We start from the raw sequence: 23,427 nt of genomic DNA, 5'->3' as shown, positions 1-23,427 counted from the left end.
GGCGGCGGGGGCGGCGCCGGGACCGGCGCGGGCGGTGCGGGCGGGGCGGGCGCGTCCGGCGTGGTCTGGCTGACGGCGCAGGGATGAGGACCATGACGGAACTCGACCCGGCGTTTGATGACGCCGACCTGCTGGACCCGGAGGCCCGCGAGGTTCCGGAGCGGCTCACGAGGGATGAGCTGATGGCGGCGTCCGACTTCGGGTGGCGGCGTCACGGCTGGCGCTTCGATGATCCGGAGGATGATCGATGAGCAGCGCTGACCCCGCGGGATCGCGCCCGTCGCCCCTGGCGGAGGGGCGCTGGCTCTGGCGACGCCTGTATGTGTTCGCCACCACAGGCGCCGCCTGGCTGCTGTTGTGGCGTTTGATCCCGGCCATTCCGCCGGAGGCCGCGCCGCGCCTGACCGATGCGCTGATGGGACTGCTGGCCCTCACGATGGTGCTCTACCTCGTCGCGCCGACCGCTCACCAGCTGGTCACCGGCCTGCGTCTGCTCTGGTCCATCCGGCGGCGAAACCGGGATTGAGCGGCGGACCCGGCAGTTTTTGCCTGCTCACCCGGCACATTCTGCCGGGAGCTCGGCCATCCTTGCCGGGCGCCGGACGTGCTTAACAGGAACTAACGCAACAAAAACAATGATCGCCGGTCTGGCATGGCCGAAATGAGACTGGTCCCATCCTTGCTCCGAGGCCTGTCGAGCAAAATGCTCCCGGCAGCCAAAATGGCGTCGGACACCTTGAAAGAAGGACTACGTGCCATGGCGCTGAATAGCGTTAACACGAACGCGGGCGCGATGATCGCCCTGCAGAACCTGTCGGTCACCAACAGCGAACTGCAAACGGTTCAAAACCGCATCAACACCGGCAAGATCGTCTCGTCCGCCAAGGACAACGGCGCCGTCTTCGCCATCGCCACCTCGCAACGTTCGGAAGTCAGCGCCCTGAACGCTGTCAAGGACAGCCTGAACCGCGGTCAGTCGGCCGTGGACGTGGCCCTGTCGGCCGGTGAGTCGGTCTCTGACCTGCTCGTCCAGCTGAAGGAAAAGGCCCTGTCGGCCACCGACAAGAGCCTGACCACCTCGGCGCGCGCCGCGCTGAACGAAGACTTCAAGGCCATCCGCGACCAGATCGCGACCGTGGTCTCGAACGCCAAGTTCAACGGCGTGAACCTGCTCGACAACTCGACCGGCACGGGCGGCTACAAGGCCCTGGCCAACACCGGCGGCACCACCATCAAGGTCGCCGGCGAGAACCTGTCGCTGGGCGGCGGTAAGGTCACGATCACCGCGACCACCACCATCGGTACGGCCACCCTGGCCGGCACCGCCCTGGCTGCCGTCAACGCCTCGATCGACAACGTGTCGGCCTCGCTGGCCCGTCTGGGCACCGGCTCCAAGGCCTTCGGAACGCACCTGACCTTCGTCGGGAAGCTCCAGGACACGATCGAGTCCGGTATCGGCAACATGGTCGATGCCGACCTGGCCAAGGAAAGCGCCCGACTGCAAGCGCTGCAAACCAAGCAACAGCTGGGTGTGCAGGCTCTGTCGATCGCCAACTCCTCGACCTCCACGCTGCTGGGACTGTTCCGCTAAGGAACGATCGGAAGGGCGGGGTCCCAGGATCCCGCCCAACCGCTCCGGTCCCCTTGAAAGGGAGCCGCCGTTGACGCCGGTCGGCAGGAGATATGCAAAGCAATGCGAAAGTAAGCGCAGTAAACGCGTACGACGTCTCGAATACGTCCGTCGCCACCGGCGGAGATTCCCGTGACGCCAGGGCGCAGCAGGAGGCCGAACAGGTCGCTCGCTACCGTCTGGTGATCGAGGAAGGTCCGAAAACCGGATCGTTCATCTACAAGACGATGGACCGGTTGACGGGTGAGGTCGTCAAACAGTTTCCCCGCGAACAGGTCGTCGATCTGATGCGGAGCGCGGACTACAGCGCCGGCGCGGTGATCGACACCCGGGCCTGACGCCACCTTCAAGACCGATCCGCCGCGCTGGAGCGATCCGCGCGGTTAAGACGCGTGGTGAATCGGCGTTAACCATGTGTGCACCCTTAGCGACTTAGCCTTGTGCAAACCTCGAAGGGCTGAGTCGGATGACGAATAGCGTCCACACCAACGTCGCTGCACAGATCGCGCTGCAGAATCTGAGCACCACCAACAACCGCCTGGCGGACGTTCAGGGGCGTGTTTCGACCGGCCTGAAGGTTCAGGGCGCCAAGGACAACGCCGCCATCTGGGCCATCGCCCAGACGCAGCGGGCGGATGTCGGCGCGCTGGGAGCGGTGAAGCAGAGCCTGGATCGCGCGACCTCGATCGCCGATGTGGCCCTGTCGGCGGGCGAGTCGGTGTCGGACCTCCTGAACCAGCTGAAGGAAAAGGTAACCGCGGCGAAGGACAGCTCGCTGAAGACCCAGTCGCGCCAACTGCTGGACGCGGACTTCAAGGCCCTGATGAAGGCGATCCAGTCGGCGGTGGACAACGCCAGCTTCGACGGCGGCAACATCCTGAACGGGTCGCTGACCAACGGCATCAAATTCCTGGCCAACGCCGACGCTTCGGCCTTCGTGACCCTGTCCTCGAAGAACCTGTCGCTGGGCGGCTCCATCCTGGAACTGTCGCTGACCGACAGCCTGCTGACCCTGACGGGCGCGACCAATGCGCTGGCCAAGCTGGACGATTCGATCACCCAGCTGAACGCGGCGCTCGGCGAGATCGGCGCCCAGGCCAAGCAGATCGAGGCGCACAATACCTTCGTGTCGAAGCTGATCGACACGCTGGAGTCGGGCATCGGCAACCTCGTGGACGCCGACCTGGCCAAGGAAAGCGCCCGACTGCAGGCCCTGCAGGTTCAACAACAGCTCGGCGCCCAGTCGCTGTCGATCGCAAACCAGGCGCCGCAGATCATCCTGTCGCTGTTCCAGGGCGGCTGACGTCAGGCGAGGCGTCGGCCTCCTGATCGTCCGATCGAGATCGGCTCGGGTCGCCGGCGCAGACCGCCGCGCGGCCCGAAGCCGTACAGGGCAAGTAACGATTTCAAGGTGTTGACGAAGGCACTCATCGGGTACTCCTCCGTATCAGGCGCGCTTTCAACGAGCGCGGAGGATCATTGTTCCCCGAGTCGCCGGTTCTGTCTCCGGAACCGCCGCGGGCCGGTGTTAAGGGCTCGTTACGGCTCAGCCGTCACACTGAGGCGCGGGAGCCGCCTGTGATCAACAACAGCTATCTTCTCGGGCTATTCGGCGGGACGTCGTCCACCACGACGTCCTACGCGACTGCGTCCGCCCTGGCGCAGTCCAAGGCCCAGCCGACGCCGCCCTGGTCGACGAACGTCAAGGCCCCGGAGCAGAGCGCCCTCCTGCGCGCCGCCCTGGGCGGGCGGAACTTCATCAACGAAGGCGCGGCCCAGCTGGACGTGAAGGGCGCGTCCAACGACTACAGGAAGCTGTTCGCCCTCTACTCCGGGCTGGAGTCGATGAACGCCCTGGTGAACCGGGCCGGGACCAAGGGCGTCGGCGCGCTTGAGCTGTCGCAACTGAACAAACGCTTCGCCGCCGGGATGGCGGAGATCAGCAAATGGATCCCGACCGCCGATCTGGACGGCATCCGGCTGGTGCAGGGCACCTCCTCGACGACCAGCAAGACGACCGCTGCGGTGGCCCGTGACGCGGCCGTTTCGGTGACCGGTCCGATCCACGAAGGCTCGCCGGATTCCCTGTCGCCGGCGTTCGCGGGCGAGGTCCAGTTCAACATCTCCGTCCGCAAGAGCGACAACAGCGTCGTCGATGTCGCCATCGACCTGAACGACATGGGGACGACGCCCCGCTCGCTGACCAATGTGCTCGACCATATCAACGGCAAGCTGGAGGCCCAGGGCCTGGAGACCCGTATCGGGCGGGAGCTGGTGAAGCCCGAGCCCAAGACGATTACCGTCAGCGGCAAGACGATCACCCTCCCGGCTGGGCCGGACCAGTTCGCCCTGGTGGTGCGTGGCGTGACGACCGAGAAGGTCAGCTTCACTCCGGCCGAATCCGCCGATGCGGTCTATGTGGTGCAGAACGCCGGGACCGCCGGCGGCCTGGAGATGCTGAAGTTCCAGAGCGACACCGGCGGCGACGCCCCGGCGCCCATCGCCGGGATCGGCGAAACCCAGTGGGTGGACGGACGCGCCTCGCAGACGGCCTTGCCGGACGGGGTCGAGACGGTCCGCGCCAGCGCGACCGGGCCGGACGGCTCGGTCTGGCTGGTCGCAGACCTGACCGCCGGGCCGGACAACCAGCCGATCAAGGGGCAGAAGGACGTCGCCCTGATCAAGCTGGACTCCGCCGGTCGGGTGGTGATGACCCAGGCGCTGGGCGCGGCCTCCACCGCCAGCGGCTATGCGATTGCGGTTGACGAGAACGGCCGCGTCGCCGTGGCCGGGTCGGTCACCGGGGCGCTTGAGGCGGGCAAGACCGGCGACGTGGCGACGGTGGCCGACAGCTTCGTCACCGTGTTCGACGCCGAGGGACAGGAAATCTGGACCCAGCGTCGCGGCGCCCGCGCGGCGGATGAGGCGACCTCGGTCAGCTTCGGGCCCAATGGAACGGTCTATGTGGCGGGGCGCGCCCAGTCGTCGATGACCGGCGCGGTCGGCGTCGGCGGATGGGACGGCTACGTCCAGGCCTTCACCGAAACGCAGGCCCACAAATACGCGCCGGTCGTCGCGACAGCGACCGGGACGGCCCAGTTCGGCACCGCCGGCACGGACGGCGTGGACGCCGTCGCGATCGACGGGAACAACCTCTATTCCGCCGGCGTCGAGGACGGCCGCATCGTGGTGCGCCAGTTCGCGCTGGGGACCGACGGCAAGCCGACCCTGACCGCCACGCGTGACCTGGGCGAGGCGAGCGGAGAGATCAGCGGGCTGGCCGTGGTGGACGGGAAGGTCGTCATCAGCGGCACGACGCGAAACGCCGCGCTCGACGCCGGAACGGTCACGTCCGCGCATCATGGCGGCAAGGACGCCTTTGTCGCCGTCATCGACGGCAGCCTGACGGCCTCCGCCGCGGACCGGGTCACCTATATCGGCGGGGCCGGGGATGACAGCGCGGCGGACATGAAGATCCTCGACGGGAAGGTCTGGCTGACCGGCGTCGCCGATCGTGCCGAAGGCGCCGAAACGGATGATCCCACCCGGGGCTATCTGACGCGGATTGACGCCACGACCGGCGCCGTCGAGTGGCGTCGCGAGTGGGACGGCGACAACGCCCAGGCCTCGCCACTGACGCTGGCGGTCGCCAAGGGCGGAGCCAGCGTGCTGGACCGCCTCGGCCTGCCGCAGGGCGAGATCGAGCAGAGCCAGTCGAAGACCCTGGTCAACGCCACCTCGCTGCGGGTAGGGGATCGCTTCTATGTCTCGCCTGCCGACGGCGGGCGGGCCGTGGCGGTGACCATCGAGGCGCGGGACACCCTGCAGACGCTTGCGCGCAAGATCGAGCAGGCCTCGAACATGAAGTTGAAGGTCACGGTGTCCTCGGAATCCGCGAAGGACGCCGAGCCCGGAGACCTGGCCACGGCCCTGCGGACCGGTCTGCAGCGGCTGTCGATCTCGGCGCGTGACGGCGTGAAGGGCGCGGTCCTGACCTCGGGCGAGACCGGCAGGGACGCGCTGGCGGGGCTCGGCCTGTCGCAGGGCTATATCGGCCGGACCAGCGGCGATGACGTCACCAAGACCTTCGGCCTCGGGCTGCCCACCAACCTGACCCTGAACGACGCCGACGCCGTCAAGGCGGCCGGTGAGAAGATCCAGGCGGCGATGAAGGCGATCCGCGACGCCTATCGCGGGCTGTCCCCGGAATCCAACACCCCGGCGGTCAGCGGCACGGCTCCGGCCTACCTGACGGCCCAACTGGCCAACTATCAGGCGGCGCTTTCGCGCCTGACCGGCGGCTAGGTCGCGCCCATAAGGCGTTGACGGCCCCCGCTTCGGCGGGGTTATTGGGCGCTCAATTCGCGCGAGCCCTGCATGCCCAAGGACAATCGAATCCTCATCCTGATCGGCGCCGCCGTGGCCGTCGTGATCGCCATCATCATCGGTCTGATGGTGTCGGGCGGTCGGGACGAAGGCCCGGCCGAGCCGCCGCCTGCGTCCCAGGGCGGTCTGACCGTCGCCGTCGCCGACGCCCCGGGGCTGGATTCCACCCGTGAGCTGCGCTGCTACGTCGACGGCCAGTTCGTCGGCATGGCGACCCTGACCGACTGCGCCCGCCGCAACGGTCTGGCCACCGACGCCCTGGATGTCGGCGTCGACGCCACCGGCGCGCTGGTCGCCGCGCCAACCGCCTCCCTGACCCCGCCGCCCGCGGCGCCGCCCGAGGAACTGGTCGAGCCCAAGGCTGACGCGACCCCGGTCGAGTCGACGGAGCCCGCCCAGCCGACGGTGCAGGCGGCCAGCGGCTCCCAGTGCCTGCGTTACACCGGCTCGGACTGGCGGATGGTGTCGTCGGGCGTCAGCCTGAACCAGTGCGTGCAGGAGCTGTACGCGGGCACCTGCGTCCGTCCGGGCGAGGCCCTGTACGGCCGCTGGGGCGAAACCACCCTGCGTCTGGTGCCGCGCCGCGTCGAACAGTCGCCGGACAACAACCGCTTCCGCACGCTCGCGGATCAGGATCGCAGCTGCCAGTTCCCGGGACTTCGTTGATGAAGCGCGTTCTCTTCCTGCTGACCCTCGCCACCGGCGCTGTCGCCCTGTCCGCCTGCGCGGGCGGTGTTGAGGCCCCCTCCGAGCCAGGCGTCTGCTACGCCGTCGAGCCGGGCGTCGACGGCAAGCCGCCGACCTTCAACGTCGTCGCGCGCGACCAGACCCAGATCGAGTTCTGCGCCGCGCGGCTGGAGGAGATGCGCCTGCGTTTCCTCAATCTGGGCGGCAACCGTCGTGAGGTGACCGGGGCCTATCAGGGGCAGTTCATCTTCATCGATCGGGCGGGCGTCTGGTTCGGCAAGAGCCTGGAAGGCTCGCGCTTCATGGCCTTGGCCCGCACCGGCGACGGTCGTCTGGCGGTGCCCGGCGCCATCGAGCAGGCGCCGGTCGTTCCCGGCCAGTAACGATCCCCGTCCTGCCCGGTCCGGCGCATGACTGGACAGGCGGGAACAAAGATGGAACAAATCCGGCTTCCGTCCGAGTTCTGTGGATGGCGAAGACAAAACGGCCCCGGCGGCGCGAAAGCGCGCTAGGCCAGATGTGAAAGGCCTGAATCAGCGCGAAGCGCGGTGGGCCAGCTAGCTAAAGGAGCTCGATGATGGCGGGCAGCGTCAACAAGGTCATTCTGGTCGGCAACCTGGGGCGCGACCCCGAAATCCGCACCCTCAACTCGGGCGAGCGGGTCGCCAACCTGTCGCTGGCGACCTCGGAAACCTGGCGCGACCGGACGACCGGCGAGCGCAAGGAGAAGACCGAGTGGCACCGGGTGGTGGTCTTCAACGAGAACATCGTGAAGGTCGTCGAGAACTACCTGAAGAAGGGCTCGACCATCTACATCGAGGGCGCGCTGCAGACCCGCAAGTACGAGCAGGGCGGCGTCGAGAAGTACACGACCGAGATCGTGCTGCAGAAGTTCCGCGGCGAGCTGACGATGCTGGGCGGCCGCGCTGAAGGCGGCGCCTCGGGCGGCGGCGGTTACGGCGGCGGGGGTCGCGGCGACGACGACTATTCGTCGGGCTTCTCGACCGGCGGCGCCAACAAGCCGTCGGGCCCGAAGGAAAGCTACGACCTGAACGACGACATCCCGTTCTGATCGGGGAGGGCGGCATGAAGCGACTTCCGGTTTCTGTCGCCGCCCTGGCCCTGACCCTGGCCGGCGCCGTCGTCCCGGCGGCCGCCGCGCCCTGTGGCCCGGACAATATCGCGGGGACCTGGAGCCTCGTCTCCATCCGGGCCGCCGAGCCGGGCGTGGAGGCCTTCTATGCGCGCGCTCCGCATGAGTGGACCCGCTACACCGTCGGCCCCGCCGGGCAGGTCAGCCTGATCTACATGGCCTCCAACCGGCCCAAGGGCTCCTACAGTGAAATCCAGAACGCCCTGGACCAGGCGGACGCCATGGACGGCGTCACCTACACCGTCCGCTGGCCGCGGCCCGGCATCCTGTTGATGCTCCGGGACGGGCAACCCTTCCAGGCGTTCGAGTGCAACATCCTGGATGCGCCTGACGGTGACGCGCGGGCCGGCGACATGTTGGTCACCCAGGTCGAGGGCGCGCCGATGCTGCGTCGGGTCGAACGCCGCGTTGCGCCCTGACGACGAAACGTCGGGACATGGTTCTTGAGGTGGTCCCGGCGGCCGGACGTGCGATAGCGTCGGGGTGATCACCCCCGACAAGCCCCACAGCCCGCTCAGCCCGCTCGAGATCGCCGCGATCGTGGCGATCGTCGTCATCTGGGGCGTCAACAACGCCGCGGCCAAGGTCGCGACCGAGGTCCTGCCGCCGCTGATGACCGGAGCCCTGCGCTTCGCCATCGCCGCGGCCTGCCTGATCCCCTTTGTCCGTCCGCCCTTCCCGAACTGGAAAAGCCTGCTGCTGATCGTCTGTATCGGCGGCCCGCTGCACTACGGGCTGGTCTATCTGGCCTTCTGGCTGGCGCACGATGTCAGCCCGGTCTCCGTCGCGACACAGTTGTGGGTGCCGTTCACGGCCCTGTTCGCCTTCCTGCTGCTGGGCGAGAAGTTGTCGCGGGCCGCCCTGATCGGCATGGGCGTCGCCTTCCTCGGTGTCGCCTGGATGACGCTGGACGCCCACGCCATCGAGGACTGGAAGGGTGTCGCGGTCGGCGTGGTGGCCGCCGGCGCCTGGGCCCTGACGACCGTCATCGCGCGCCGCACCACCTCCATTCCGCCGCTGAAGATGCAGGGACTGCTGGCGCTCGTCGCCCTGCCCACGCTGGCTTTCGCTTCAGCCTTCTTCGAGCGGGGACAGGTCGAGGCGCTGCAGCGGGCCGACGCCCTGATCTGGGCCTGCCTGATCTGGGCGGGGATCGTGTCGTCGGTTCTGGCCACGACCCTGGTCTTCTGGCTGGTGCAGAAGAGGCCGGCGGGGCGGGTGACGCCCTATCTGCTGGCGACGCCGGTTGTCTCGATCCTGATCGGCTGGGCCTGGCTGGGCGATGTGCTGACGCCCCAGATCCTGACCGGGGCGGCCATGACCCTGGCAGGGGTCGGCGTGGTGGCCATCGCCGAGCGCGGTCTGCGGGCCGGAGCGGCCAAGTCCTGAGCAACGAAAAAGGCCCGGACGCGAACGTCCGGGCCTGATTCTGTGCAGCTGTCGCGAGCCCTTAGAGGCCCGGCAGCTTGAAGCCGGTGTCGCGGCGCGGCGTGATGCTGATGCCGGCGCGGCCGCCGGTCAGGGCCTGAACGCGGGCGTATTCGCTGGCGGCGTCGATGGTGACGGCGCCTTCAGCGGTCTGGGCCGTGATCGCGGTCTGGGTCGAGGGATCCTCGCGGCGCCAGAACATGATGCGGTTGGCCCAGCTCTCTTCCTTGTGGGTCAGGTCGCCGAACTCGTCGTCCACGACGTAGCGGGCCAGGGGGTCGGCGCGATCGCCGCCGGCCTGGGCGACCAGCAGCTGTTCGCCCGGCGAACGGGTCACCGACTGGCGCTGACCCAGCAGGATCTGACGGGCGGCCGATTCGGGGGCCAGTTCCTGCGGGCGCGGCTGGCCCGGCGCCGGCGGGCGCAGGCCGTACTCCGGCGGCACGGTCAGCGGCGCGGTCGAGACGGTCAGGAACTCGTCCGGCGTCACCTTGGACAGGCCGATGCTCTGCTGGATGTTCGTGCAGGCGCCCAGGGCGAGAGCCGAGGCGGCCAGGGTCAGAACGGCGGTAGTGCGAAGACGCATGATCAATCCCGGTGCGGCGCGCCGACAAGGCGCGCGCGGAAACCCTAGTGGAAGCGGTTGATTACGACTTTTCGGCGGCGAGGCCAACCTTCGCCGCCCGGTCGGTGAGCAGGCTGTCGATGATCAGCAGGATCACGCCGACGGTGATGGCGCTGTCGGCGATGTTGAACACCCACGGAAAGACGCCGGTGCCCGAGAAATCGAGGAAGTCGACCACGTAGCCGAAGCGAATCCGGTCGATGACGTTGCCGATGGCCCCGCCCATGATCAGGCCGATGGCGGTGATCAGCAGACGGCGGTCCGCCTTCAGCGCCCACCAGCCCAGACCGGCGGCGACCACGACCGAGAACACGCTCAGCACCCAGCGGGCCGAGCCGTCGCCGAACAGGCCGAAGCTGACGCCCCGGTTCTCGACCCAGGTGAAGTTGAAGATCGGCGCCAGGACCGGCACCCGGCCGACTTCCATCAGGTCCAGGCCGGACATGATCCAGGCCTTGGTCAACTGGTCGAGGATGACGACGATCAGGGCGAAGCCGTAGGCGGCGTAGGCGATGCGGGGGATTTTCATTCGGGTCGCTGAGAAAATGAGCGGTCCGGGTTAGCAGCCCCGGTCAGCCGCGCGAAGGGTCTTTTTGTCGTGGCACAGGGTCGCGGCGGGGTGGTTTCAGCTTGTTCGACCGGCCTTGAGGCCCCAAATGTCCAGCTTCAACCCGCAAGGATTCCCCGCACGCACCTGAAGGAGCGCCGATGACGCATGCCGACGTGGCCCAGCACGCCACCACTGCCGCCAGCCACGCTGACAGCCTGATCCTGACACTGGTCGGGGGCTTCGTGCTGGCCTTTGTGTTCGGCATGATCGCCAACCGGATGAAGCTGTCGCCGCTGGTCGGCTATCTGGTGGCGGGCATTGTGGTGGGGCCGCACACGGCCGGCTTCGTCGCCGATCAGGAACTGGCGCCCCAGCTGGCCGAGATCGGCGTGATCCTGCTGATGTTCGGGGTCGGGCTGCACTTCTCGCTCGCCGACCTGATGAAGGTCCGCAAGATCGCCGTCCCGGGCGCGCTGGTGCAGATCGCCGCCGCGACCGTTCTGGGCTGGGGGCTGGGCCGCCTGCTGGGCATGGGCGATGTCGAAGCGCTGCTGATGGGCTTCGCCCTGTCTGTCGCCTCCACCGTTGTGCTGCTGCGGGCGCTGGAGGAACGCAAACAGGTCAAGGGCGACGTCGGCAAGATCGCCATGGGCTGGCTGATCGTCGAGGATCTGGTGATCGTCATCGCTCTGGTGGTGCTGCCGCTGATCGTGGTTCAGCCGGGCGTCGAGGTGAACGGCGGGCAGTTGGCCGCCTCCATGGGCTGGACCCTGTTCAAGGTCGCGGCCTTCACCGCCGTCATGCTGGTCGTGGGCGCCAAGGTGCTGCCGTGGGTGCTGGTCCGCATCGCCCACACCAAGTCCCGCGAGCTGTTCACCCTCGGCGTCCTGGCCATCGCCCTGGGCATCGCCTGGGTCGCCTACGCCCTGTTCCACTCGTTCGCCATGGGCGCCTTCCTGGCGGGGCTGGTGCTCAACAGCTCTCCGCTGGGCCACAACGCCGCCGAGCGGTCGCTGCCGTTGCGGGACGCCTTCGCCGTCCTGTTCTTCGTCTCGGTGGGCATGCTCTTCGACTGGCATATCCTGATCGAACGCCCCCTGAGCGTTCTGGGCGTTCTGGCCATCATCATCATCGGCAAGTCGATCGCGGCACTGGTGATCACCACGGCGTTCAAACTGGACAAGGCGACCAGCCTGACGGTGGCGGCGGCGCTGGCCCAGATCGGCGAGTTCTCCTTCATCCTGACCAAGATGAGCGTCGACCTGGGGGGCATGGCGCCCGAGACGCAGAACCTGATCCTCGCGGCGGCCCTGCTGTCGATTTCGCTGAACCCGTTCGTCTTCGCCTTCATCGACCGGCTGGGCGGCAAGCCCAAGCCGCCGGCCAAGGAGACGCCGCCGGTCACCTCGCTGATCTGAGGCAGGCCCAAAGAAGAAGGGGCGCCGGTCGATCCGGCGCCCCTTTTCCGTTTCAGGCGGAGGCTGGCGTCAGAGGACGCCGATCATGCTGGCCACCAGCGGATGGCGGACGATGTCCCGTTCCGCCAGCTTGACCACGCCGATGTCCGGCACCGCCGACAGCTTCTCGGCGATGTCCGCCAGTCCCGAGATGCCCGGCAGCAGGTCGGACTGTTGCGGGTCGCCGGTCACCACCATCGTCGAGTGCCAGCCCAGACGGGTCAGCAGCATCTTCAGCTGGGTGTAGGTGCAGTTCTGGGCTTCATCCACGACGATGAAGGCGTTGTTCAGCGTGCGGCCGCGCATGTAGCCGATGGGGGCGATCTCGATCAGGCCTTCGGCCATCAGCGCCTTGACCCGCTTCATGCTGAGGCGGTCGGACAGGGCGTCGTAGAGGGGCCGCAGATAGGGGGCCAGCTTGTCCTCCATGTCGCCGGGCAGGAAGCCGATCGACTCGCCCGCCTCCACCGCGGGACGGCTCAGGACGATGCGGCCGACCTTGCCGGCCTCCAGCGCCTCGACCGCCTTGGCCACGGCCAGATAGGTCTTGCCGGTGCCCGCGGGACCGAGCGCCAGCACCAGGTTGTGATGATCGATCATCGTCATCAGTTCGGCCTGGCCGTCCGACTTGGGCTTCAGCGTCTTCAGATAAGCCTGGTCGCGTTCGTCATTCGAGGGATGCGGCGACCAACCGGCATGGGTCGGCAACCGCCTGACCTTGGCGTCCTGGATGAACTGGCTCGTATCGAGCACTCCGAACTCACGCGACGCTTCACGGGTTTGACGCTTCAGGGCCGAACGCTTGGTCATGGACGCCTCCAGGGCATGAAAAAAGGCGATGCCGCGAAAGCACCGCCTCGAACGATCGTGGGGAGGAAAGGAGAGGATGCGCAGCACCCGCCCGGGTCGGAGGAGTATCCAACTTCCAGCGGCCGCAGCCGCCGAACCGAACGCGCCACAGCGTTCCCCCAGCTTGACCGGACCGGGCTTGATCCGGTTACCGATCCGGGGCCGAAATGGCGGCCTCGAATCGCATCAACAGATTGATGCTAGCGTGGTTTACGAAGGCTTAAAGCGCTGATTAAGCCAAAGATGAGGTGATGTTTCGATGACGATCTATGCGTTGGCGGACAAGAAACCGCAGCTTCCCCCGGAGGGCGAATACTGGATTGCGCCTAATGCTGTGGTGACAGGAGACGTGATTCTGAAGCCGGGCGCCAGTGTCTGGTTCGGCGCGGTGGTGCGGGGTGACAACGATCCGATCACCATCGGTCGCGACACCAATATCCAGGACGGCAGCGTCCTGCATTCGGACCCCGGCGAACCCCTGACCATCGGGGACGGCGTGACCGTCGGGCACATGGTCATGCTCCACAGCTGCGAGATTGGGGACAACACCCTGATCGGCATCGGGGCGGTGGTGCTGGGGCGGGCGAAGATCGGGAAGAACTGCCTGATCGGCGCCAACGCCCTGATCACCGAAGGCAAGGTGATCCCGGACAACTCCCTGGTCATGGGGCAGCCCGGCAAGGTGGTCCGCGAACTCGAGCCGGGCCAGATCGAAGCGCTGCGCGTTTCCGCGCAGCACTACGTCCAGAATTGGAAGCGTTACGTCACCGATCTGACCGAGCTGGATTAGCCCGTCTTGGTCAGCAGGCCGCGCAGCTTCTTCAGCTGCGGGGCCACGACCGGCGTGGTCAGCATGGTGGAGCCGATCGCCATCAGGAGGAGGGCGGTGAAGGTCGTGTTGGTGATCACCTCCTTGTCCAGCAGGATGTTGGCGAAGATGATCATGATCAGGGCCTTGGTCTGAAGCAGCCAGCCGATGATCGAAGCCTCGCCCTTCTCCCATTTCAGGACCTTGCCCGCGATCTGGACGCCCAGCAGCTTGCCGGCGACCGAGGCGAACAGCAGCACCGCGGCCGCGCCGAAGACCATCAGGCCGCCGACGTCCCACTGGGTCCGAAGGCCGGTGGACAGGAAGAAGACCGGCATGACCGCCAGCAGGATGTGGTTGCGGAACTGGTCCATCTGCTTCTGGTCGAACCACTCGCTGTCCAGAACCGCGCCGGACAGGAAGGCGCCGACCATGAAGTGCAGGCCGGCCCAGTCGGCGGCGAAGCCGCAGGCGGCCAGCCAGATCAGGGACACGTACCAGCGGTCCTTCTGCGGGATGCGGACCATGATCATGCGGATGGCGACGGTGGCGGCCGCGAAGCCGACGAGGAAGGCGCCCTGACGGCCGATCCGCTCCCAGTCGAGCAGGATCAGGGCCAGCACGCCCCAGATCGCGATGTCGTCCAGGCTGGCGTAGCGGAGGATGCGCTGGCCCAGCGGCTGGCGCAGGATCTCCATCTTCTCCATCAGCAGGACGAGGATCGGCAACGCCGTGACGGCGCAGGCCATGCCTATGCCCAGCACCACCTGCCAGGTCTCGCCCTTCGGGCCCGCCCACGCGGGGCTGACCGCCAGCATGCCGAGCGCGGCCAGAGCGCCGAAGGCGAGGGGGACGGTCAGGGCCAGTCCGGCGGTGACCCCGGTCTCTCCCTTGTGTTTCCAGGCCTGTTTCAGGTCCAGCTCGATGCCGGCGATCCAGACGAAGATCATCACCGCCCACCAGGCGATGCCGTTCAGGGCCGTGATGACGTCCTTGTTGAAGACGAACCTGTAGTATTCGGGGAAGGCCGCTCCGAGGACGCCCGGTCCCAGCAGGATGCCGCCGATGATCTGCACGACCACCAGCGGGGCCCAGTAGTCGGTCTTGAACACCCGCCACACCAGATACGGCACGCTGAAGATCAACAGCATGGCGATCAGGAAGATCTCGGTGGTGGTCATGTGCATTCTGGCGTCCCCCCGAACGGCCGTGACTCGCCTCGAACGGGCGATTTCGCGACGTTATGTCCAGCCCCGAACAAAAGGCACGTCAAATCGTGTCACCGCTATCAGGCGATCCGGCGGCCCTCGACGGCGGCCAGGCTGAGCGCGGGTCGCCCGGGCGAGCCGGCGGCGACGGCGACGCGGGCGATCAGGCGGGGCGCCTCGGCGCCGGCGGTGAGCGCAGTCGTCGGCGCGAACAGGCCCAGCACCCGGTCAGGCCGTTCCGAAGCACCTCTGAGCGGAGCGACGACCATTTCGAGCGCCAGAGCGGGCTCGGCGTCGGTCATGGCCGCGACGACAACCGGCCGGGCCTCGCGCACCGCCTGGGCGACCGCCTGTTCGACCAGATCGACGGACCCCGCGGTCCACAGGTCGGTCAGGTCCTGACCGGCGAGCGGTCGACGCCAGACGGTTTCCAGACCGGTCCCGGCCAGTGTCAGAACGCTCCGGCCGTCGCGGCGATCCGCCAGGAAGGCGCGGGGAAGACGCCGCCCGAACGCCTCCGGGCGAAGGGCACCACGCGACGGAATCCCGCCGCGAACCGCGCCCGCGCGGGCGAGCCCGGTCCAGTGGTCGATCAGAAACTGCGTATCGGGATGAAACACTGCATTCGCCTCGGGACGGAACGCCGCAAGGCCCGGGCCGTGAAGGCAACGGAAATGCAAGGCTTTTGGGGTTCTGATGTCCGCTGGAGCGATCCGCGCGTCTCGCGGGTCGTGCGCAAACTTATCTGGAGGTCGGCCCATGGGGGTGCGGATCATGACCTGGCTGCCGGCCGCGGCGGGCTTCCTGGCCCTGTCGGCGGTCGCCGATGACGCCGCGGCCCAGTGCAACGGCGGCTGCCCGCCGCCGCCGCCGCCGTGCTGCGAGCCGCCGCCCCCGCCGCCGCCTCCGCCCCCGCCGGTGTGCTGCGAGCCGCCTCCGCCCCCGTCCTGCTGCGGCGGCGGCAACCTGAACGTCAATGTGAACGTCAACGCCGGCGCCAATGCGAACGCCACCGCGCGGGGCAATGTGGGCCTGAACGCCCGTGCGGGCGGCTCCGTCTGGGTCAGCGGCGGCGGTTCGGCCTATGTCACGGTGGATCAGCCCTATCCGACCACCATCAACGGCCTGAACGTCGAGGGCGCGCGCATCCGCGAGGTGGTGCGGGTCCCCTATGAATCGCGCCGCCGCTGGGAGAAGCGGGTGGTCATCCAGGCCGTCTGCATCGACGACCGCGCGATCCCGCATCCCGCCTCGCAGGTCCGTCCGGACCGGGAGGTCGACGGCGGCTATGAGGGCGAGCTGTACCGCTGCCTGGCCGGCACCGCCCTGCAGTACACCTGGGCCGAATACGAGGGCGAGGTTCGCTTCGACCACGGCGAAACGATCAGCTGCCGCAAGGGCGAGGCGCTCTGGTACGGCGGCGGCAACCTCGAATGCCGGGCCCAGCGGGCCGAGCGGGAGTGCAACGAGCGCTCGCTGCTACGCCGCTACGGCGCGGGCGTGAAGATCCTGACCTGGGTCCGGGAAGAGACCTACACCGCCTACCGCGAGGAAGTGGTGGAACAGTCCGGCATGGCCGTGACGGGCGGCGTCCTGAACCTGGACGGCGGCGTCGGCGGGCGGGTCTTCTGATCCGTTGAACGGCGTGTTCAGCCTGCCGTCAGGCGGGAGAGACTAGAGTCGTGAGGTCGTCGGCTCTCCGTCGGCGATCCTGAGAAGCGAAACTGGCCCCGGTCCAAGGACCGGGGCCTTTTTTGTCGCCTACTGCTGGGCCTGGGCCGAGACCACGATGGCCTTCCAGGCGGTGTCGTCGCGCAGGTACTGGCGCGCCAGCGCCTGAACGTCCGCCGGAGTGACGGCCTCGAGGTCCGAGATGTGGCTCAGGGTCTGTTCCACATCGCCCGGCTTCTCGGCGACTTCCGACAGCTGGCCCAGCCAGTACTCGTTGCCGGCCTGGCTGCGGCGCAGCGCCTCGATCACCGGCAGGCGGGCGCGGTTCAGTTCATCCTCGCTCGGCGGATTGTCGCGCATCGAGGCGACGATCGAATCCACCGCCGCATAGAAGGCGTCCACCTTGTCCGCGGCGATCTCGGCCCGGATCGAGACCGAGCCGTAGCCGCGGTAGGTGTCCGACGCGCTGGCGCCGGTGCCCGGCGAGTAGGCCAGGGCCTGCTGCTCGCGGATGACCTCCAGGACGCGCAGCTTCAGAACCTCGCTCATGATTGACACGCGGCGGGCTTCCGTGCGGTCGTCGACGGCGTCGGTGGTCGGCCAAGCGATATAGGCCAGGGTTTGCTCGGCCGGACCGTTGTGGGTCAGGCGAACCGGGGTCGGGGTGCCGGCCGGGAAGCGCATCTCGGTCGCGCCCGGCGCAGGAGCGGCGTCCGGTCCACGGCGGGGCAGGGCGCCCAGGGTCGGGGCGACGGCGGCGATGGCGTCGTCCACCGTCACGTCACCGACGATGACCACGTCGATCGGACCGGTGCTCAGGCCGCTGACGATGCCCGCGCGGGCGTCGGCGATGGTCCAGGAGGCGACCTCCTCGGCGGTCGGCAGGGTCTCCCGCTTGTCGCCGCTGGCCAGCAGGCCGGAAGCCTGGATGCCGAAGGCGCCGCCGGGAGTCGCCATCTGCTGGGCGATGAGCTGCGGGAACAGGCCCTTGATCTGCTCGAACGGCGCGGCGCGCAGGCCGGGGTCGGTCAGGTAGGCGGTCAGGACCTGCATCTCGAGGTTCAGGTCCGCCGGACGGGTGGCGCCCGAGAAGGCGTAGCTGTCGCTGCCGACCGAGAAGCCCGCCGAGTAGACGTGGCCGTTCAGGACCCGGTTCATCTCGTCGAAGGTCAGGCGACCCAGGCCGCCCGGCGCGACGAAGAAGCTGGCCAGCGACTGCGGCGTCGCGCGATCAATGGGCAGGCTCTGCTCGCCGATGCCGGTCTGGACGCTGACCAGGATCTGCTCGTCACGGAAGTCCGTGGGCTTGACAGTCAGGCGCACGCCGTTGGCGAAGGTCACGACGGTGGCGCCGACTTCGGCGATCTCGCGGCGTTGGGCCACCGCGCCCGGGGTTCCGAACTGGGTGTAGGGCCATTGCAGTTCGGCCTGGGCCGCCGGAGCGGAGACCGGCGTGCGGCGCGACGCCTCCAGCGCGGCCGTGACGGCCTGCTCGCCGCCCTCGATCTCGACCGGGGTGACGACCAGGGCCAGCGGTCCGCCGCCGGTGAAGACCGACTGCAGGGTCTCGTTGACCTGGGCGGCCGTCAGGCCTTCCACGGCCGCGTTGAACAGGTCCAGGTTGGTCTGCGGCGAGGAGAAGACCGAGCGGCTGTTCACCGAGCCGGCGATGCCGTTGGCCAGGGCCGGGGTGCGGCGCGTGGCGGCGCCGGCGACGGCGTTCTCCAGCGCGGTGCGGTACTCGGTGATCTCGCGCTGCAGTTCAGCGTCCGAGACGCCGTACTGGACCAGACGACGCTGCTCCTGCTCGATCGAGTCCAGCGCGGCCTGCCAGCCGCCCGGATTGAAGCTGGCCGAGATCGAGGCGATCTCGACGCTGTCGGCCAGGGTCGACTGGTTGGCGCCGGCCGAAGTGAACGGCGGGTTGTCGCCGCGCGAGATCTCGCCGAGGCGACGGTTCAGGACCGCCAGACCCAGGTTGCGCAGCAGGTTGTCGCGGCGCTCGGCGACGGTGTCCGGATCCAGATCGGGCGCCTTGGTCCAGTTCAGCTGGATGTTCGACTGGATGCCCGGCTCGACCAGGATGCTGGTGCCCGGCTGACGCGGCGCGACCGTGCCCAGGTCAGGCTCCGGACCATCGGCGGCCTTGGGTTCCCAGCTTTCGAAGGCGGCGCGGATCTTGGCTTCCATGACGTCGACGTCGAAGTCGCCGACGGCCACGAAGGTCGCGCGCGACGGGCGATAGTAGGCTTCATAGAATTCCACGAAGCGCTCGCGCGGCGCGGTGCGGATGATGTTCAGGTCGCCGATCGGCAGACGTTGCGAGATGCGCTGGCCGGGGGCGAGCAGGGCCAGTTGGGCCTTGATCGAGCGCAGGCCGGGCGTGTTGCGCAGGCGCTCCTCGCCTTCGATGACGCCGCGTTCGGCGTCGACCGCATCGGGAGCCATCAGGGCTTCCGAAACCTGCTCACGCATGATGCGCAGCGAAGTGTCGACGGTCTCGTCGTTCGTGCGCGGCAGCTCCAGCATGTAGAGGGTCTGGTCGAAGCCGGTCGAGGCATTGGTGTCGGCGCCGAAGGCCAGGCCGAGACGCTCGAGAATGCGCAGCAGGTCGTTCTCGGGGATGTTGGTCGTCCCGTTGAAGGCCATGTGCTCCATGAAGTGCGCCAGGCCCAGCTGGTTCTCGTTCTCCATCAGCGAGCCGGCGTCGATGCGCAGGCGGAACGAGGCCTGTCCGGGAGGGCTGGCGTTGCGCAGGATCGCGTACTGCATGCCGTTCGGGAGGACGCCGTAACGGACGTTGGAATCCGCGGGGATGTCGCTGGTCGTCTGGGCGAAGGGGTCGGTCGGCGCGACCTGCTGCGCCAGCGCGGGCGCGGCGGCGGTCAGGGCGGCGGCCGATGCGGCCACGAGCAGAAGAAGACGGCGGGCGGAACGCATGGGTCAGTCACTCTCCGAAGGCGCATTTCGAAGCCCGTACGGGCGCGCCGGCAAATCTGGAGGGACCGCGATCCTGAAATAACGCCGACGCCCCGCCGCAACCCTTCGGCGACGGGGCGAAACGGCTCAAGTTACGGAAGTTTAATGTGTCGGGCGGGAGACGTAGAAGGTCGCCGAGTTGCCGGTCGCCGTGGCGCTGGAGATCACCGAACGGTTCGAGCCGCTGACGACGGTGTTGGCCTGGGCCGAAACGTCGCCGGAGTTCGTCTGGGTGTTTCGCGCTTCCAGATAGCCCTGGCACTCAGAGCAGGCATAGCCGGTGACGGCGTTGCCGGTCGCTTCGGCGCCGACGTAGACGTCGTAGCCGTTCGTGCCCTGGAAGGTGGAGGTGACCTCGACCCCGCCGGTGTTGATCTGGCTGTTGTCGATCTCGACGTAGATGTCGTTGTTGCCCACGGACAGCTGGTTGCCCGCGCCGCTGGCATAGGCCTGGGCCCGGCCGTAGTCGTAGGCGGTGGTGGTGGCGGCCGAGCGGATGAAGGACGAATTGTCCTGCGCCGAACCGGTGACGACCGAGCCGCCCGAGTTGTAGCTGTTGGCGTAGTTGCCGACCGCCCGGGCGCGGGCCGCCAGATCCCAGCCGTTGCCGGTGTTGGCGCTGGCCTCGGCCTCGATGAAGTCGGCGGTCGAGGTCTGGTCGAAGGCCAGGTCCTGGCCGGAGGTCTGGCCGCTGTTCACGCCGATGGCGTTGCCCATGGCCTGGGCCTGCACCTCGGCGGCGGCCGGGACATACTGGCTGTCCAGACGGCTGTAGGCGCGCACGGTGGCGGAGGACGACTGCTCGACCGTGCCCTGGACGACGCTGCCCTCGCCGTACAGCGAAACGGTGTTCGAGGTGGCGGTGGCCGACACCACGCCGCCGGCCAGCAGGCGGGCGTTCTCGTCGCCGACCTCGGTCAGGGCGCCGACCAGCGCGCCGGTGTTGCGCTGGGTTGCCTCGACGGTGACGTTCGCGTCATAGCCGCTGACCGCCAGATAGTTGCCGCCGGCGTTGGACTGGACCGCGACGGGGCCCGAGGTGTCGCCGCCCAGGGTGACCGAGGTGGTGGCGATGGCGTCGCCGCGCATGTCCTGGGTCGAGCGGACGGTGACGCTGCCGTTCTCCACGGCGCCGGACGCGGCGTTGCCGTTGGCGGTGGTCCCGACCGTAACCTGATCCTGCGAGTCGACGACATTCAGCGTCTGGTCCGCGAAGACGTCGCCCAGTTGCAGCTGGTTGTTCAGGACGATGCTGTCGTCCTGCGGGGGCGTCTGTGCGGCGGCCTCAGTAGCGGCTGCGACGCACATCACCGTCGCGGCGATCGTGCCAGCGAGACGGATCTGCACGGGTCTGACCATTGTTGGTGTCCGTGTTGGGATAGGCCGGATAGTAGCCGCCGGTGATGCTGACGGTGCCCGCCAGCGGGTCCTGGCCGGCCTGCAGGCAGACCTCGGGCCCCGGCGCGCCGTACAGGTTGGCCATGAACTCGACCACGGCGCGCTCCACCAGGGCGCGGACCGCCAGTTGCACCGGCTCCAGCGCGCCTTCGCCCGCCGAGATGTCGAAGACGTTGCCGTTCAGGAAGTCGAAGACGCCGGCCGAGATCTCACGACCGATGATCTGCTTCTGGTAGGAGACCACATCGACCACCTCGAGCGTCGTGGTCTGCACCAGACGCAGGTCGATGGCGATGTTCATCACGAACGCCTTGCCGGCGAAGGCCGCCGACAGCGGGGTGTCGGTCGAGGCCTGGCCCGCGGCCATGTCGAACCCGCCCGAGCGGATGTTGTAGTTCACCTCGGTGATGCCGCCGACGATGTAGAAGTCGGACCCGGGCACCGAACCGGCGATGATCCGGCGGTACTGGATGTCCTCGGCTCCGCCCGCGCCCTCGTCGCCGATCAGGCGGTTGTTGGCGTAGCGCAGCTCCATCTCGGAGACGGAGGTGTCATAGCGTTCGACCTGCCGCGCGCCGGCCTTGCCGAGGGCGGTGATCGCCATCAGGGAGGCGCCGCCGGTCACCTGACGGCCGCCGTCGGCCGAGACCGTGCCCGTGTAGTCGGCGATGCGGCCCACCGCGATGCGCGGCGAGGGCAGGCTGTAACGGCGGGCGTAGTCGGCCATGCAGACCAGCGCCGCGGAGTAGGGGCTCGGGTTGGCGGTCACCGGTGCATTGCCGATCGGCGTGGCGTAGGTGCCGCGCGGCCCGGCGCTCGAGGAGATGCAACCGCCCAGCAGGGCGGCCGTCGCGCAGGCGACGCCGAGGGTCCTGATCACACGCAGGGATCGTCCGCCGCTCATGGAAGCCTCAGGGTGCCGTTCAGGTCGGTTCCGGCGGTGACATTGCCGTTGTTGACCTGGCTGGAGTTGACGATGACCGTGTTGTGGTTGCCCTGGACGACGACGTTCAGGCTGTTGCCGATGGCGGTGGAGCCGCCGATGGTCTGGCCGTTGCCCGAAGCGGAGCCCGCATAGCCCACGCCGCCCGAGGTGCTGGAATAGGCGCTGGCCCCGGTCTGGATGATGCCGTTGACGATCAGCCGGTTGCCGTTGGCGTCCCGGGTCGACCCGCTCTGGGCTTGGGCCGTGGTGTAGCGCGAGCCGCCGTAGCCGGCGGTGTAGGTTCCCATACCCGACGACCCGGCCGACTGGGCTGCGGCGGCGCCGGCGAGCACAAGGGCGGCAAGGGTGACGGGGGCGGCGACCTCGATCCTGACGGGCATGGCGGCGTTTTCCCACGAGACACGGTTTATGGAGCGCCAGGCGCTCCGGGCGCCAATCTGGGACATGGTTATTAAGGATGACTTGCCAGAGCGCCGGTCTGCGTCGGCGGAGGCCTGGAGGACGGCGCGCCGGAGGGGGCGTCGCCTCCATGCCGTGTCTCTATAGAGTGCAGGACGGTCCGCCCTTTGGCCGGCGGGCTCCGGTTTCCCGGTGATCGGGCCGTGGAGGCGGATCGTCCGGGGGGCGGCCGGTATTTGCTTCCCGACCCGATCCGGGTGATCCTGCCGTCTGATGCGGCCCCGCCGCGGCCGCGCTCTCAAGGGAAGGGGAGACGCCGCCATGCTGGTCGCCGAAATTCTCAAGGACAAGGGAAGCGCCGTTTTCACCATCCCGCCCGGGCTGAGCCTGGGGGAGGCCTGCGTCGAGCTGGAGCGGTTGCGGGTCGGCGCCCTGATGGTCTGTCAGGATGACCGCGTGGTCGGGGTGCTGTCCGAGCGCGATGTGGTCCGGGCCGTGGCGCGGCACGGGGAGGGCGGCCTGGCGCGGCCGGTGTCCGACTTCATGACCGGGCAGGTGGTCTTCGCCGGGCCGGCCGAGACCGTCGCGGTGCTGATGGAGCGAATGACGGACCGTCGCATTCGTCACCTGCCGGTGCTGACCGAAGGGCGGCTGGTCGGGGTCATCTCGATCGGGGACGTGGTGAAATGCCAGATCGCCGAGGCCTCGCGGGAGGCGGAGTCCCTCAGGACCTATATCGCGGCGGGATGACCGCCGGACCGGACGCTGTCCGATGACCGGGAGTCGGTGAGAAAGTTCGGAAATCGACCGGAATCCGGTTGCGGTCCGGAAAGCCGCTGCGTATATCGCCGCCTCGCTCGGAAACGGGCCGGCCGCCGGGGCCACGGAGACTTCGGTCTTCAGGCTCCACCGGGAAAAAAGAGCCGAAAGGGTCTTGCTTCTCCGGGGTGGTTTGGCTAGGTTCCGCGCTCCAATCGAATCGTCGGAAACGAACTTGGGGGTCAGCCTCTCGGCTCTCCTCCAGCGGTTTTTTGCGGTCTGAAGGTCTCGATCTTCTCTCCGCAAAAAGGCTGAAAAGCCCGGTTGACATGAGGATCGGCTCTCTCTAGATAGCCGCCTCCGCCGCGGACCGGGGCGTTAAACGGTTGGGTTGCTTCGGTGGCTCGGGTCTTTGAAATCGTTGATCTGGAAAGAGAAACGCAGGCGGCGGTGTCCTGGCGATAACCCTTCGGGGTTTATCAGTCGACACTGAC

Annotated in this window: 24 protein-coding genes; 15 read left to right on the top strand and 9 right to left on the bottom strand. The window is 68.1% G+C overall.

The window, feature by feature from the left end:
* Positions 1-92: 92 nt before the first annotated feature.
* The 11 genes from VGE03_RS15315 to VGE03_RS15265 all read left to right on the top strand — a co-directional run bounded on the left by VGE03_RS15315 (position 93) and on the right by VGE03_RS15265 (position 9,245).
* Complete coding sequence (locus VGE03_RS15315; RefSeq protein ID WP_331047341.1) at positions 93-251, top strand: hypothetical protein; 159 nt, start codon at positions 93-95, stop codon at positions 249-251.
* Positions 248-526 (top strand): hypothetical protein, encoded by a 279-nt coding sequence (locus tag VGE03_RS15310; protein WP_331047340.1) that lies wholly within the window; start codon positions 248-250, stop codon positions 524-526. Before VGE03_RS15315 ends, VGE03_RS15310 begins: the two co-directional genes overlap by 4 nt.
* 231 nt (positions 527-757) lie before the next feature.
* Positions 758-1,591, top strand: a complete 834-nt coding sequence (locus tag VGE03_RS15305; RefSeq protein ID WP_331047339.1) for a flagellin — start codon at positions 758-760, stop codon at positions 1,589-1,591.
* A 92-nt stretch (positions 1,592-1,683) separates the two neighbouring features.
* Entirely contained in the window at positions 1,684-1,968 is a 285-nt protein-coding gene (locus VGE03_RS15300; protein WP_331047338.1) for a flagellar protein FlaG, read from the top strand.
* Positions 1,969-2,096: 128 nt separating this feature from the next.
* Entirely contained in the window at positions 2,097-2,933 is an 837-nt protein-coding gene (locus tag VGE03_RS15295) for a flagellin (protein ID WP_331047337.1), read from the top strand.
* A gap of 275 nt (positions 2,934-3,208) precedes the next feature.
* Positions 3,209-5,935 (top strand): transcriptional regulator, encoded by a 2,727-nt coding sequence (locus VGE03_RS15290; RefSeq protein WP_331047336.1) that lies wholly within the window; start codon positions 3,209-3,211, stop codon positions 5,933-5,935.
* A 72-nt stretch (positions 5,936-6,007) separates the two neighbouring features.
* Positions 6,008-6,682 (top strand): hypothetical protein, encoded by a 675-nt coding sequence (locus tag VGE03_RS15285; RefSeq protein WP_331047335.1) that lies wholly within the window; start codon positions 6,008-6,010, stop codon positions 6,680-6,682.
* A complete protein-coding gene (locus VGE03_RS15280; RefSeq protein ID WP_331047334.1) occupies positions 6,682-7,086 on the top strand; it encodes a hypothetical protein in 405 nt (134 codons plus the stop codon). Before VGE03_RS15285 ends, VGE03_RS15280 begins: the two co-directional genes overlap by 1 nt.
* Before the next feature lie 194 nt (positions 7,087-7,280).
* Positions 7,281-7,775, top strand: coding sequence for a single-stranded DNA-binding protein (gene ssb, locus VGE03_RS15275; RefSeq protein WP_331047333.1), 495 nt, complete (start codon positions 7,281-7,283; stop codon positions 7,773-7,775).
* A gap of 14 nt (positions 7,776-7,789) precedes the next feature.
* Entirely contained in the window at positions 7,790-8,275 is a 486-nt protein-coding gene (locus tag VGE03_RS15270; RefSeq protein WP_331047332.1) for a hypothetical protein, read from the top strand.
* A gap of 64 nt (positions 8,276-8,339) precedes the next feature.
* Positions 8,340-9,245, top strand: coding sequence for a DMT family transporter (locus VGE03_RS15265; protein ID WP_331047331.1), 906 nt, complete (start codon positions 8,340-8,342; stop codon positions 9,243-9,245).
* Between the two features lie 61 nt (positions 9,246-9,306).
* Here the strand turns inward: VGE03_RS15265 and VGE03_RS15260 are convergent, their stop codons facing one another.
* Both VGE03_RS15260 and lspA read right to left on the bottom strand, forming a co-directional pair.
* Complete coding sequence (locus tag VGE03_RS15260) at positions 9,307-9,870, bottom strand: DUF3035 domain-containing protein (protein ID WP_331047330.1); 564 nt, start codon at positions 9,868-9,870, stop codon at positions 9,307-9,309.
* 61 nt (positions 9,871-9,931) lie between these two features.
* Complete coding sequence (gene lspA, locus VGE03_RS15255; RefSeq protein WP_331047329.1) at positions 9,932-10,438, bottom strand: signal peptidase II; 507 nt, start codon at positions 10,436-10,438, stop codon at positions 9,932-9,934.
* A 179-nt stretch (positions 10,439-10,617) separates the two neighbouring features.
* Here lspA and VGE03_RS15250 point away from each other — a divergent pair, with 179 nt between their 5' ends.
* Complete coding sequence (locus VGE03_RS15250) at positions 10,618-11,877, top strand: cation:proton antiporter (protein WP_331047328.1); 1,260 nt, start codon at positions 10,618-10,620, stop codon at positions 11,875-11,877.
* A gap of 69 nt (positions 11,878-11,946) precedes the next feature.
* Here VGE03_RS15250 and VGE03_RS15245 read toward each other — a convergent pair whose 3' ends face one another.
* Positions 11,947-12,738: a PhoH family protein gene (locus VGE03_RS15245; protein ID WP_331047342.1), complete on the bottom strand. Its 792-nt coding sequence runs from the start codon at positions 12,736-12,738 to the stop codon at positions 11,947-11,949.
* 286 nt (positions 12,739-13,024) lie between these two features.
* On the opposite strand from VGE03_RS15245, the gene VGE03_RS15240 reads away from it, so the two are divergent.
* The gene (locus tag VGE03_RS15240; RefSeq protein WP_331047327.1) at positions 13,025-13,555 is read left to right on the top strand and encodes a gamma carbonic anhydrase family protein; all 531 of its coding nucleotides are present in this window, start codon (positions 13,025-13,027) and stop codon (positions 13,553-13,555) included.
* Here the strand turns inward: VGE03_RS15240 and VGE03_RS15235 are convergent.
* Both VGE03_RS15235 and VGE03_RS15230 read right to left on the bottom strand, forming a co-directional pair.
* Positions 13,552-14,760: a cation:proton antiporter gene (locus VGE03_RS15235; RefSeq protein ID WP_331047326.1), complete on the bottom strand. Its 1,209-nt coding sequence runs from the start codon at positions 14,758-14,760 to the stop codon at positions 13,552-13,554. The genes VGE03_RS15240 and VGE03_RS15235 overlap by 4 nt on opposite strands.
* A gap of 101 nt (positions 14,761-14,861) precedes the next feature.
* Positions 14,862-15,401: a PAS domain-containing protein gene (locus VGE03_RS15230; RefSeq protein WP_331047325.1), complete on the bottom strand. Its 540-nt coding sequence runs from the start codon at positions 15,399-15,401 to the stop codon at positions 14,862-14,864.
* 139 nt (positions 15,402-15,540) lie between these two features.
* On the opposite strand from VGE03_RS15230, the gene VGE03_RS15225 reads away from it, so the two are divergent.
* Positions 15,541-16,413: a hypothetical protein gene (locus VGE03_RS15225; RefSeq protein WP_331047324.1), complete on the top strand. Its 873-nt coding sequence runs from the start codon at positions 15,541-15,543 to the stop codon at positions 16,411-16,413.
* A 129-nt stretch (positions 16,414-16,542) separates the two neighbouring features.
* Here VGE03_RS15225 and VGE03_RS15220 read toward each other — a convergent pair whose 3' ends face one another.
* The 4 genes from VGE03_RS15220 to hfaA form a co-directional block, all read right to left on the bottom strand.
* On the bottom strand, positions 16,543-19,392 hold the full coding sequence (locus VGE03_RS15220) for a M16 family metallopeptidase (RefSeq protein WP_331047323.1): 2,850 nt from the start codon (positions 19,390-19,392) through the stop codon (positions 16,543-16,545).
* 141 nt (positions 19,393-19,533) lie between these two features.
* Positions 19,534-20,790, bottom strand: coding sequence for a holdfast anchor protein HfaD (gene hfaD / locus VGE03_RS15215; RefSeq protein WP_331047322.1), 1,257 nt, complete (start codon positions 20,788-20,790; stop codon positions 19,534-19,536).
* A complete protein-coding gene (gene hfaB, locus VGE03_RS15210; RefSeq protein WP_331047321.1) occupies positions 20,717-21,733 on the bottom strand; it encodes a holdfast anchoring protein HfaB in 1,017 nt (338 codons plus the stop codon). The genes hfaD and hfaB overlap by 74 nt, the downstream gene beginning before the upstream one ends.
* On the bottom strand, positions 21,730-22,155 hold the full coding sequence (gene hfaA / locus VGE03_RS15205; protein WP_331047320.1) for a holdfast anchoring protein HfaA: 426 nt from the start codon (positions 22,153-22,155) through the stop codon (positions 21,730-21,732). The genes hfaB and hfaA overlap by 4 nt, the downstream gene beginning before the upstream one ends.
* 340 nt (positions 22,156-22,495) lie before the next feature.
* On the opposite strand from hfaA, the gene VGE03_RS15200 reads away from it, so the two are divergent.
* The gene (locus VGE03_RS15200) at positions 22,496-22,924 is read left to right on the top strand and encodes a CBS domain-containing protein (RefSeq protein WP_331047319.1); all 429 of its coding nucleotides are present in this window, start codon (positions 22,496-22,498) and stop codon (positions 22,922-22,924) included.
* The last annotated feature ends 503 nt before the right edge of the window (positions 22,925-23,427 follow it).

Origin of the sequence: Brevundimonas sp. (assembly GCF_036400995.1) — a bacterium.
Classification (GTDB): Bacteria; Pseudomonadota; Alphaproteobacteria; order Caulobacterales; family Caulobacteraceae; genus Brevundimonas.
This window is presented reverse-complemented; position numbering and strand designations above follow the sequence as displayed.